Annotated in this window: 13 protein-coding genes; 8 read left to right on the top strand and 5 right to left on the bottom strand. The window is 45.0% G+C overall.

The genetic code is table 11. The features are described from left to right. The first annotated feature begins 99 nt into the window (after positions 1–99). Positions 100–843, top strand: a complete 744-nt coding sequence (locus LSG34_RS00065) for a YciK family oxidoreductase (protein ID WP_233006775.1) — start codon at positions 100–102, stop codon at positions 841–843. 111 nt (positions 844–954) lie between these two features. On the opposite strand, the gene LSG34_RS00060 is transcribed toward LSG34_RS00065, so the two are convergent. Both LSG34_RS00060 and galU read right to left on the bottom strand, forming a co-directional pair. After that, a complete protein-coding gene (locus LSG34_RS00060) occupies positions 955–1,482 on the bottom strand; it encodes an H-NS family histone-like protein (protein WP_233006774.1) in 528 nt (175 codons plus the stop codon). 198 nt (positions 1,483–1,680) lie between these two features. Beyond that, positions 1,681–2,583: a UTP--glucose-1-phosphate uridylyltransferase GalU gene (gene galU / locus LSG34_RS00055; RefSeq protein ID WP_233006773.1), complete on the bottom strand. Its 903-nt coding sequence runs from the start codon at positions 2,581–2,583 to the stop codon at positions 1,681–1,683. A gap of 186 nt (positions 2,584–2,769) precedes the next feature. Here galU and can point away from each other — a divergent pair, with 186 nt between their 5' ends. Next, entirely contained in the window at positions 2,770–3,426 is a 657-nt protein-coding gene (gene can, locus LSG34_RS00050) for a carbonate dehydratase (RefSeq protein ID WP_233006772.1), read from the top strand. Between the two features lie 6 nt (positions 3,427–3,432). Here the strand turns inward: can and LSG34_RS00045 are convergent, their stop codons facing one another. The 3 genes from LSG34_RS00045 to purU form a co-directional block, all read right to left on the bottom strand. Beyond that, on the bottom strand, positions 3,433–3,975 hold the full coding sequence (locus tag LSG34_RS00045) for a hypothetical protein (RefSeq protein ID WP_233006771.1): 543 nt from the start codon (positions 3,973–3,975) through the stop codon (positions 3,433–3,435). Further along, positions 3,972–4,457, bottom strand: coding sequence for an acyl-CoA thioesterase (locus LSG34_RS00040; RefSeq protein ID WP_233006770.1), 486 nt, complete (start codon positions 4,455–4,457; stop codon positions 3,972–3,974). The genes LSG34_RS00045 and LSG34_RS00040 overlap by 4 nt, the downstream gene beginning before the upstream one ends. An 82-nt stretch (positions 4,458–4,539) precedes the next feature. After that, positions 4,540–5,373: a formyltetrahydrofolate deformylase gene (gene purU / locus LSG34_RS00035; RefSeq protein ID WP_233006769.1), complete on the bottom strand. Its 834-nt coding sequence runs from the start codon at positions 5,371–5,373 to the stop codon at positions 4,540–4,542. A 297-nt stretch (positions 5,374–5,670) separates the two neighbouring features. Here purU and tsaA point away from each other — a divergent pair, with 297 nt between their 5' ends. The 6 genes from tsaA (at position 5,671) to LSG34_RS00005 (ending at position 11,506) form a co-directional block, all read left to right on the top strand. Continuing rightward, entirely contained in the window at positions 5,671–6,420 is a 750-nt protein-coding gene (gene tsaA, locus LSG34_RS00030) for a tRNA (N6-threonylcarbamoyladenosine(37)-N6)-methyltransferase TrmO (RefSeq protein ID WP_233006768.1), read from the top strand. Further along, on the top strand, positions 6,350–7,447 hold the full coding sequence (locus LSG34_RS00025; protein WP_233006767.1) for a Kelch repeat-containing protein: 1,098 nt from the start codon (positions 6,350–6,352) through the stop codon (positions 7,445–7,447). Before tsaA ends, LSG34_RS00025 begins: the two co-directional genes overlap by 71 nt. Before the next feature lie 62 nt (positions 7,448–7,509). Continuing rightward, positions 7,510–9,285, top strand: a complete 1,776-nt coding sequence (locus tag LSG34_RS00020; protein ID WP_233006766.1) for a proline--tRNA ligase — start codon at positions 7,510–7,512, stop codon at positions 9,283–9,285. Between the two features lie 186 nt (positions 9,286–9,471). Then, positions 9,472–9,765 carry a DUF6170 family protein gene (locus LSG34_RS00015; RefSeq protein WP_233006765.1) on the top strand — a complete coding sequence of 98 codons (294 nt, stop codon included), beginning with the start codon at positions 9,472–9,474 and terminating at the stop codon, positions 9,763–9,765. A gap of 24 nt (positions 9,766–9,789) precedes the next feature. Next, on the top strand, positions 9,790–10,593 hold the full coding sequence (locus tag LSG34_RS00010; RefSeq protein WP_233006764.1) for a TetR/AcrR family transcriptional regulator: 804 nt from the start codon (positions 9,790–9,792) through the stop codon (positions 10,591–10,593). A 148-nt stretch (positions 10,594–10,741) separates the two neighbouring features. Further along, positions 10,742–11,506 (top strand): MlaA family lipoprotein, encoded by a 765-nt coding sequence (locus LSG34_RS00005; RefSeq protein ID WP_233006763.1) that lies wholly within the window; start codon positions 10,742–10,744, stop codon positions 11,504–11,506. Positions 11,507–11,911: the final 405 nt, after the last annotated feature.

The following is an 11,911-nucleotide window of genomic DNA, read 5'->3' as shown; positions in this document are numbered from 1 at the left end:
AAATTCGCTAGCTCAAAATCAAGCTTGTTGAAGAAAGGTGCAAATTTAGTACAGAGCAGGTATGCTGCCGCCGTTTTTAAACGGCTGGGACCCCTATTTATGTTCAATTATCAAGCAAGCCCACAGGCACTGGCAGACAAAGTTATTCTGGTCACAGGAGCAGGTGACGGTATAGGTAAAGCAGCAGCACTTTGTTACGCTAAACATGGCGCTACTGTGATCTTATTAGGCAAAACCACTAATAAGCTAACTGCGGTGTACGATGAAATAGTCGCAGCAGGCTGGCCTGAACCCGCTATAGTTCCGCTGGATTTAAAAGGGGCTACAGCCAAACACTATCATGATATGGCTGCCACTATTAAAGCTGAATTCGGCAAACTGGACGGCGTATTACACAATGCAGGTATGCTTGGGGTATTAAGTCCGTTTGAACATCTGGATTTACCCACCTGGCAGGATATCCTTCAGGTGAATGTTACTGCTGCGATGTTGATGAGTCAGGCTCTGGCTGCGGTGTTAAAACTGGCACCACAAGGCTCCATCGTCTTCACTTCATCTGGTGTGGGCCGCAAAGGTAAAGCGTATTGGGGCGGTTATGCAGTGTCTAAGTTTGCCACTGAAGGTTTAATGCAAGTGATGGCCGCTGAATACGAGGGCTCAACGTTACGTGTCAACGCCATTAACCCGGGAGCCACCCGCACTAAGATGCGCAGCAAAGCTTATCCTGGCGAAGATCAGCTGAGTTTGCCGACAGCAGAGCAAATCATGCCTGTGTATCTGTATTTAATGAGTGATGACAGCAAAGCTGTGAATGGCCAGTCGTTGGATGCGCAGCAGAAGTAGTACGTAGCGATGAATCGCAGCAACAACGCTCCCGGCAGTTGCGGCATACCGTCCCTCCATAAAAAAACCGGCTCAGGCCGGTTTTTTTTAAAAAGAGTCATTTAAAGCAAATTACTTCTTCGACAGAATTTCTTCGCCGTTTGCCTGAGCATAAGCGTTCCATACGTCTACTTTGCTATTGAAGTTTTCAACAGCCTGAGTACCGGCTTCAGCCAACAAAGCTTCGATATCTTTGCTGTATTTGCCATCAACTTTATGGAATGGCACTACTTTGATACCACGGTCCACTAAAGCCTTTTTCATCGTATGAGTTTTCAGTAAATGTAATTTACCTGCATCTACATAGAAAAACTGACTTTCTTTATTGATGGTTTTAAATTTTGGTTTAACCGGGCGCTTGCCTTTTGATTCGCTGTCATCATCATGACTGACAACCACATCCGCGTTTAATTGATAACCCAGTTGTTCAAGAGTAAAACCCTGAGCTTTAGCCAATGCTCTTATTTGAGATAATACTTCGGTTTCTTTCTGACGTTCAGCTAATACTGAATTCAACGTCTCAATCACTTCATGTAATTTAACAGTCGTGATTTCTTTCGCGGCTTTTTTCAGTTCTTTTTTATCGAGTAACAATGACATGAAAATCTCCCATGGATAAATACTATGATTGATAGTACAGAATCATTCTTATAAATCAAAGCGCAAATACAATCTTATTTAGTTAATCAGATTGAAAGCACTTTGACTGAGTCAAAATCAGGTCTCATATAACTGTTCAAGTCGACTTAATGAAAAAAATGATAGGTTCGCTCAAATAAAACCTTATCTTTACGCAGATTAGTCCTTTAACAGATACAGATCTTTCAAATAGTTACGGAATTCATCTGACAACTTCTTATCCTGCAGCGCATACTCCACCACGGCTTTCAGGTAACCTATTTTACTGCCGCAGTCATGAGACTTACCTTGCAAATGATAGGCTTCAATTTTTTCAATTAATAATAAATGATGTAAGGCGTCTGTCAGCTGAATTTCGCCACCAGCTCCCGGAGCCGTATGGCGTAATAAATCCCAGACTTTAGCCGACAACACATAGCGCCCCGTAATAGCCAGATTAGAAGGTGCATCTTCAATCTCAGGCTTTTCTACCATAGTACGGATTAAAGCAGACTGCCCCTGCACTAAGGTTTCGCCTGATATATCCACAATACCGTACTTATTTACTTCAAGCGCCGGCACAGGTTCCACCATGATCTGACTTGCGCCTGTTGTTTCAAAGCGCTGAATCATGGCTTTTAAATTATGAATACGGGCATCAGCGTGATATTTATCAATCAATACATCAGGCAAAATCACCGCAAAAGGTTCATTGCCTACCACAGGAGCAGCACAGAGCACCGCATGACCTAAACCCAAAGCCACTGGCTGGCGAACAGAGATCACAGTAACATTTTTTGGGTTAATAGAACGCACATCATCCAGCAAAGAGCGCTTCACACGCTTTTCCAGCTGGTTTTCCAGCTCAAAACTGGTATCAAAATGGTTTTCTATTGAGTTTTTACTGGAGTGAGTCACCAATACTATTTCAGTAATACCGGCAGCGGCAGCTTCTTCTACTACATACTGGATTAACGGTTTGTCGACCACCGGCAGCATTTCTTTTGGAATAGCTTTGGTTGCAGGCAACATTCTCGTGCCCAAACCTGCAACAGGGATCACTGCTTTTTTTAATTTCACCATACAATATGGTTCCTTCAGATGAGGCTTAACTTATTGTTCTATCATACCCTGAGCGCCAGTAGGCAGCCAGACAGATTTACTCCGGCTGAATCCATTTAATAGCTCCTCTGGATATTAATTGCTGGTCGGTGTTCCCCCAAGGCTAAGATCTGTTATCGTAGCGCCAGTTTTCTATAGGGTGATTCAATGCGTTCCTTAAAACACTTATTTGCCAATAACAGGGCATGGGCTGAGCGGGTTGAGCAGGAAGCTCCAGGTTTTTTTAAGCAACTCTCAGAACAACAGGCACCTGAATACTTATGGATTGGCTGCTCCGACAGCCGGGTTCCAGCCAATGAAATCGTCGGTTTATTGCCGGGTGAGCTTTTTGTGCATCGCAATGTAGCCAATCTGGTTTTGCACTCCGACATCAATTGTTTGTCTGTATTGCAATACGCCATCGATATCTTAAAAATCAAACATATTATTGTCTGTGGTCATTATGGCTGTGGTGGTGTAGCAGCTGCGATGAACAAACAGCGCATTGGTTTTGTCGATAACTGGCTTCGTAATATCAAAGATGTGTATGCACTGCACAGAGATGAGCTGGACAGCTTTGAAGACGATGGCCAAAGAGTTAACCGCTTGTGTGAGCTGAACGTGATGGAACAGGTGCGTAATGTCTGCCACACCAGTTTTGTGCAGGACGCCTGGGAGCGTGGCCAGCAGCTTACCGTCCATGGTTGGGTGTACAGCTTACGTAACGGCCATATTAAAGATTTAAGAGTCAGTCACTCCAGTGCCACGCAGATAGACAATATCTACGCGCTGGAGCCAACTGAAGAATTTATTATTGAAAAATAATAACCTTTAGCGAAATTTCACTTCGGTTTTGGGCACACGTTTATATAGAGCGCTGTGCCCTTTCACCCATTGACCCTTTTGTAAATACTCTGAACTGACCTCAAGCGTACCACTTTGATCCAGCACTGAATGTGAGCGCACCTGTGTAATGCCTTGCGCATTATTTTCTACATTTTCCAGTGCTTCAATAGCCTTAGTTGCCTTGTCATAATTCATAGTGCCATGAGTATAAAAACCTGCAGTGGTGAAATAGTAATAGGCAATTTTCTGTTGTTTTTCATCCCAGAAAATCATGGTCTCGCCACCATATTCGCCATCGTTGATAGAGTGCACTGTTTTAATAGCCTGGCCATTTAATGCCCTGCTCCAGATGGAGCGATCAATCATCTTTTTCACTTTACCAGGTTCTGTTAAATCACCTTCCCAATGACTCTCTAAAAAAGGCCGAAAGATTTCCAATTCAGGATGCAATGCAGGCTCTGTCGCAACAGAAGTAAAACTAACAGAAGCAAAACTAAAGAGTGCAATAATCAAGCAGAGTGCTTTCATTCATGTTTCTCCTGATAAAAATCCAGCATATTTTGTTCAACTTCCTGAGAAAAGGCTTTGGTTTTAACTGCATAGGCCTGCAAAAATCGGTCTTCCTCTGTCTGTGGCACCCAGGCTGGCACAGCGGCCGTATTGCCTTCAGCATCAAGCGCAACAAAACTGATAATACAGTGGTTGGTTTCCAGCATTTCATCGCCTTTGGTATCGCCTGAGTGCACCTGCACCAATACATGCATGCTGGTGTTACCTGTGTAGACAATACGGGCAATCAATTCCACCTGGTGCCCTACCAATATAGGCCGACGAAACCGGATAGTGCCCACTGAGACAGTGACACAATACAAGCCACTCCAACCCGCGGCGCAGGCGTAAGCCACCTGATCAATCCATTTCATCACCATGCCACCATGCACTTTGCCGCCAAAGTTGACATGGGTAGGTTCGGCCAGAAAACGAAATTCAACAGCCCTTTTGCCAGACATAAAGTTTTTACCTTTAGTGTTTTTAAACAGCATAGTCCGTTTTCTGAAAAAATCGAACCAAGCCACTGATCTGAATGATTTTTTACAGGATCACTGTTTTATTGCCATGCACAAAAACCCGGTCTTCCAGCACCAGTTGCAAGGCTTTACTCAGCACATTTTTTTCAACATCCCGGCCGGCTTTGACCATATCCATAGCGCTGTAGGTATGATCAACAGGGGTTACCAGCTGTTTAATAATAGGGCCTTCATCCAGATCGTCTGTGACAAAATGTGCTGTGGCGCCAATAATTTTCACGCCTCTTTTATGCGCTTGATGATAAGGGTTTGCCCCAATAAAGGCCGGTAAAAAACTATGGTGGATATTGATGATTCGCTCTTTGTAGTGCGCAACAAAAGCCGGACTTAACACCCGCATAAACTTTGCCAGCACTAAATAATCCGCCTGATAAGGGTCTATCACCTGTTGCAGTGCGGCTTCATGTTGCTCGCGGCTTAAGTCGATATGACTGACAAAATGGTAGGGAATATCAAACTTTTCGGCCAAACTTTGCAAATCCGGATGATTGCCCACGACCGCAGCAATATCCAGTTTTAATGAGCCGTCATAGACCTTCATTAAGATATCACCCAGGCAATGTGCTTCTTTGGTCACCAGTATCACTACTTTTTTCCGCCCGGCAGCGACCAACTGCCGACTGCTGCCTTGTGGCAAGGCTCTGTCTAAATCCAGCATCAGAGTTTTGTCGTTAAAAATGCCTTCCAGCTGAGTGCGCATAAAAAACTGCCCTGAATCCGGATCCACATATTCGGTATTACGGATAATATTTAGCTGGTGTTTGTAGCAAATATTGGTAATTTGAGCGATCAACCCTTTTGAATCCGGGCATTCAATTAATAAAACTTTCTTTTCCATATCAACTCTCATCAAGCCATAGCAAAAACACAGCAAAGTTGCTGTATAAAGGTAAACAAAATGGATTCAGGTGGTTTGGTTGTTTTTAAATGGCGGTTTAATACCGCTCTTTGGTACTTGCTGTCAGAAGGTCAATCAACAGCAAGCAATCAGCTGCTATTAATCCCAAGTTTTCACTCCGTTGTAAAGTTTTTTCAATCGGAGCACTTGATGGCTTTGCTTGTCCTTTAAGGATGCTAACGCCATAATAGACTTCATTTTTTCGTTTTCTGCTGGCTTTTATCTTCTGAGGAACTGATGCCCTCTTATCAAATGCAGGTGCTGGGCACCATTCGCTCACCCTATAAACAAAAGTTTGCTATTCCCCGCCAGCCGGGTCTGATTGCCGAAGCAAGAGCTGAACTGGTATTGGAACCCGGTTATGACGATGATGCTATTGTCCGTGGCATTGAAGCTTTCAGTCATTTATGGCTAGTGTTTGTATTTCATGAAACAGCGGACAAAGGCTGGTCACCGCTGGTACGGCCGCCTCGTTTGGGTGGCAATGAAAAAAAAGGGGTTTTTGCTACCCGTGCTACCTTTCGACCAAACCCAATTGGCCTTTCTGTCGTAAAACTTGAAGGTGTAGTGCGTAAACAAGGTCGTTTGATTATTCAGTTGTCTGGCGTCGATCTGCTCGATGGCACGCCCATACTGGATATTAAACCTTATTTGCCTTATGCAGATGCTCTGCCGGATGCAGCAGGTGGTTTTGCCGACGCCGCACCTGAAACCGATATGACGGTCAGTTTTGAGCCTGCAGTGCTGGAATTTTGTCAGCGGCAGAAAGATCAGCCTGAATTAGCAGTTTTGATAGAAAAGGTGTTAAAACAAGACCCGCGCCCTCCGTATAAAAAGCAAAAAGCGGAGCAACAGAGCTATGGCATGACGCTGTATCACTTTAATATCAAATGGACAGTGAATGGAGTACACAATCATGTTACAGAAATCAGGCAGGTTACAAAGCAACAGCAAGTTACTGAAATACAGCCTTTTTCTGACACTTAACGCGCCTTTATGGCTTCAGGCTGCAGATTTACCGGCCTTACCTGAAGCGGTCAGCAATAATCTGGTCATGAGTACCAGTGTGGCCGGTCGCACTTATGTCACCAGCTTTATGGGACTCTCTTCGGGAAAAACTCATGCCGATGTGCATAACAGAGTCTGGCAATGGACTGTGGGTGAACCCACCTGGCTCAAAGCTCCTGCAGTGCCCAGTCGTCAGCGTTTAAGTGGTCGGCTAGCCAGTTCAGGTGTCACCTTACAAAATCATTTTTTTGTGTTTGGCGGCTATACAGTAGCAGCCAATGGCACTGAAGTATCAAGCGCCGAGGGCTATCGCTACAGCCCTGTCACTAAAGCTTACAATAAGCTGCCGGATATGCCTGTGGCGGTCGATGACAGTGTCGCTTTAGCTTACAACAACAGATACATTTATCTGACCAGTGGTTGGTCACAAGATGGCAACGTCAATCTGGTGCAGTTATTTGATAATTTCACGCAGAAATGGAGTCAGGCTACACCTTTTCCCGGCACTCCGACTTTTGGTTTAGCAGGCGCTTTATCAGGCCAGCATATGTTGCTTTGTGATGGTGTAAAAGTCAGTTATCAAACCCTGCCCCGCCAATACGAAACCCAGGCTCAATGCTGGTTAGGTGAAATCAGTAAAACAGATGCCAATAGGATCAACTGGCAGCAAATACAGCATCCAACAGGCAAAGCCCGTTATCGCATGGCAGCTGCTGCTGTCAAACAAGATGGCAAAGATCTGATTGTATTTATTGGTGGCAGCGAAACGGCCTATAACTACAACGGTATCGGCTATAACGGTGCGCCGGCAGAACCTTCGGCGCAAGTCTGGGCTTATTCAATTACGGATAAAAACTGGCTAAAAGCTGAAAACACCACTGCAGTGATGGATTTACGCACACTAGTGAGCATGAACAACGAGCTTTACAGCTTAGGTGGCATGGTTGCGGGACAAAATCTGACGACAGAATGGATAAAACATCAGATTAAACTTCTGCCACAGTGACAGGCTTGGTAGAATACGGCCAATTTCCAAAGCAATTAAACTTATAAAACACGGAACTATTTATGCGGACAAGTCAGTATTTACTCTCCACTATGAAAGAAACCCCGGCTGATGCCGAGATTATCAGCCATCAATTGATGTTACGTGCCGGTATGGTGCGTCGTCTGGCGTCAGGTTTATACACCTGGTTGCCCAGTGGCCTGAGGGTTTTACGCAAAGTAGAGAACATTGTCCGCGAAGAGATGAACAAAGCAGGTGCCATCGAGATATTAATGCCTGTGGTGCAACATGCTGAATTGTGGCAGGAATCAGGTCGTTGGGAAAAGATGGACGCTGAGTTGCTGCGTTTTAAAGACCGTCACCAGCGTGATTTTGTCTTAGGCCCAACCCACGAAGAAGTAGTGACAGATTTAGTCCGCAAAGAAATCAGCAGCTACAAACAGCTGCCTATTAATTTATATCAAATCCAAACCAAGTTCCGTGACGAACGTCGTCCACGTTTTGGTGTGATGCGTGCGCGCGAATTTTTAATGAAAGACGCCTACTCTTTCCACTTAAGTCAGGAAAGTTTGCAGCAAACCTATGACGCTATGTATCAGGCCTACTGCAATATCTTTACCCGCTTAGGTTTAGATTTCCGTCCTGTATTGGCGGACACAGGTGCCATTGGTGGCAGCATGTCGCACGAATTCCATGTACTGGCCGCCTCAGGTGAAGATGCGATCGTATTTTCTGATGGCAGCGACTACGCCGCCAATATCGAAAAGGCCGAAGCTCTGCCGCCTCAAGGTCAGCGTCCTGCTGCGACCCAAGCTAAAACTGAAGTTGCAACGCCTGATGCCAAAAGCATTGAAGAAGTGTCGGCCTTTTTAAAGCTGGATGCCTCTGCCATAGCTAAAACCTTACTGGTGCAGTTGAACCCGGAATTGAGCTTTGATGAACTAACAGCCTTGTTATTATCAGGTGCAGACGCTCAAAGCATAGAAAACGCTTACCGTTCTAAAGTGGTAGCGCTAGTGCTGCGCGGCGATCACGAGTTAAACGAAATCAAAGCAGAGAAACACCCATTAGTGGCTTCTCCACTGCAATTTGCATCAGAAGAAGACGTACTGGCAGTCACTGGCGCTAAGCCTGGTTCTGTGGGCCCTGTAGGTTTAACTATCCCTGTGATTGTTGACCATGCTGCAGCTCATTTAGCTGACTTTGTTACCGGCGCGAATAAAGACGGTTTTCACTTCACTGGCGTGAACTTTGACCGCGATATCACTGCTTATCAGGTCGCTGATTTACGTAACGTGGTAGAAGGCGATCCAAGCCCATGTGGTCAAGGTCATTTAGTCATACGTCGTGGTATTGAAGTAGGTCATATTTTCCAGTTAGGTGACCGTTATTCATCAGCCATGAAAGCTGGCGTGTTAAATGAAGAAGGCAAACACCAAATTATGACCATGGGTTGTTATGGTGTGGGTGTATCTCGTATTGTCGCCGCTGCTATTGAGCAAAACCATGACGAATATGGCATTAAATGGCCAGCGGCTATAGCACCGTTTCAGGTGGCTATAGTGCCGATGAATATGCACAAGTCGGTGCGCGTTCAGGATGCAGCAGAACAGCTGTATAAAGAACTGACTGCAGCTGGTTTTGAAGTGCTGTTTGACGACCGTAAAGAGCGTCCTGGTGTGATGTTTGCCGATATGGAACTGGTCGGCGTGCCTTATCACATCATCGTAGGTGAACGTAATCTGGATGAGCAGAAAGTTGAGCTGAAAAACCGTCTGACTGGTGAGAAGCTGATGCTGGCGTTATCTGATGTAGTAGCTCAGATCAAGTCTTTCTGAGTAGGTTGGTAGCATATACCCAAAGTAATTGGAGTTGCAGCGAGGCGACAAGAGCGTGAGACGCCAGGAGCATAGTTGTCCTATGTGACTGGGGCGAACGAACGCAGTCAACAAAGCTGTAGCTTCAAGAACGATGGGGATAAAAGGCCCTGCTCTGACGGGGCCTATTTTTTTAAGGAGTTTTCGATGTATTTTGGTAGCCATTCCATTCCGGAACTTGCAGGTCTGAAGTTTGCAGAGCGGATGCAAGTGATCCGCAGTGCCACTGAGCAGGTTCCTATCCCCCAAAAACTTTTGCTGAACTTGCTTAAATTGGCCATTTTAATTCCGCTGTTTTTAGTCATAGCCCAATGGGATTCATGGCAAAGTACTGTCACTATTCTGGTACTGCTGGCCGCCTATCCATTGCTGACCCGGCCTCTGACTTTTGCCTTGTGTCGTCCTCACTTACAGCAAGCCCGCGCTAAGCTGAAGCTTTAACTCAGCGATCAGGAAAACACCTTTATGCTGAAGTTTTTGTGTGACATAGCCAATAAAGAGCTGCGCAGCTGCCCTTTAGAGCACAGGTTTAGCAAAAAACAGCAAGCAATAGCCGATCGTGAGCAGGAATTACTGCAGATAGCCCTTCAATTGGTTGAAGCCGAAGGCTACGCCAATTTGACCATGGATAAACTGACCGCCGCCAGCCCTTATTCCAAAGGCACTATTTACAATCATTTTTCCAGCAAAGAAGATGTGATCACGGCACTCTGTAACGCTGCTTTACGTCAGGAAATCAGTTTATTTAAAAAAGCTGAATTGTTTAATGGCAGCAGCAGGGAAAAAGCGCTGGCTTTGCATCAGGCTTATTTATTATCTGCAAAAATGCAGCCTATTTTATTTAACTGTGTACTGACTGCAAAATCGCCATGGGTACAGGAAAAAAGCTCAATTGTACGTTTAACTACACAGCAGGAACTGGAGAAAGAAATATCAGGGATGGTCGATCTGTTATTGCAACAAGCGATAGAGGCGAATGAACTACAACCCAAAGCCGGCGCTACAGTGGATTTAATGGCCTTTGCCAACTGGGCTATTTCTTTTGGTGGTATAGCGCTTCTAAGCAGTGCCAGCGAGACCTACAGCATAGAGCGCCTGCAAGGAGCTCATCCGTTTTTGTTCAATTTAAACTGCATGCTCGATGGCATGAACTGGTTGCCACTGAGCGCAGACTGGGATTACTGCCAAAGCTGGCTGCGCATTGAAAAAGAAATCTTTAGTACAGAGCAGCAACAACTCGCAACAAGCTTGCCACAAGGATTAAAGTAGACTTTTATTCCTTTTCGGCTATTTTTCTGGCTTGATGCAACTTTTTTCAGCTATTTAACACAAATCAATGCAGTAAAGCTGATGATCCATGTCATGCTTTACCAGTATAATAATCAATATGTTATTTCCCCTAAACGGATGCAAATTTATGGCCTTACGCATGAAGCCTGTTTTAGTGTCGTGCCTGTTACTCTTGACGGCAACTGGCTGTGCCAGCAAAAAAGCAGCAGACGAACAACAAGCACAAACGAATTATCAGGACCCACGGGATCCTATTGAGTCCGTCAACCGGGATATCTGGGATTTTAACTACGATATACTGGATGCGTATATACTGCGCCCAGCCACTGTAGGTTATATGACAGTAGTGCCAAAACCTGCCCGTACCGGTATATCCAATGTGATTAGCAACCTGGATGAACCTACTAACTTTGTAAACGGTATTTTGCAGGCCAAACCGAAAAGTGCGGCGATAAGTCTGGGTCGTTTTGTACTAAACAGCACTGTAGGTTTATTTGGTTTGTTTGATGTTGCAACCCGTCTGGATTTAAAAGATCAGGATGAAGACTTTAATCAGACATTAGCCACCTGGGGTGTGGGTGATGGCCCTTATCTGATGCTGCCAGCATTAGGCCCATCCACAGTAAGAGACACCACTGGTACTGTGGTGGATAATCTGTATTTCCCATCGACCTGGCTAAACACACCTTTAACCATCACCAAAGCCGTCTTAGGTGCTTTAGGTGGTCGCGAGCAGATGATGTCGATGGAACAGTTGCTGAACGAATCAGTAGACCCATACGCTTTTATCAAAGAAGCCTATTATCAGCGTAAAGAATTCCAGATTTACGACGGCAATCCACCGAAAAAAGCCGAAGAAGACGAAGCTTATCTGGATGAATACCTGCCTTAATCAGCAGACGATACTCATTCAGAGATCAAAGGCCAGCACTGCTGGCCTTTTTTATTTGATATTTATTTAATAACAACTCTCTCCAGCACCGCGCTGGTTTGTTCTAAACCCGCTGCAGTGATTCCTAATAGTGTCAGCACTGCCTCATTCAGATAATTCATGTTATGCCAACGCAATTTGATCTGACAAATGCCATATCAACACAGCGCCTTTACAGTGTTGAGTTTTGATTCCAATCACTTAGCTAACAAAAACTGCTAAATCCACCTTCTCAAAGTAAATGAAAAGTTACTTTAAATAGAAAGGCTTGGACGCCTTCCCGGTAAAGGGTATAGTGAAAAAACCGCCAAACTGGTCGTATGAATCGACCAGAGTTTCCTAGACACAAAATAGCATTACAATGCG

This window comes from Rheinheimera faecalis, from assembly GCF_021290965.1.
Lineage (GTDB): Bacteria > Pseudomonadota > Gammaproteobacteria > Enterobacterales > Alteromonadaceae > Pararheinheimera > Pararheinheimera faecalis.
Note: the sequence above shows the minus strand (reverse complement) of the source record. Positions and strands in the feature narration are given on the sequence as shown.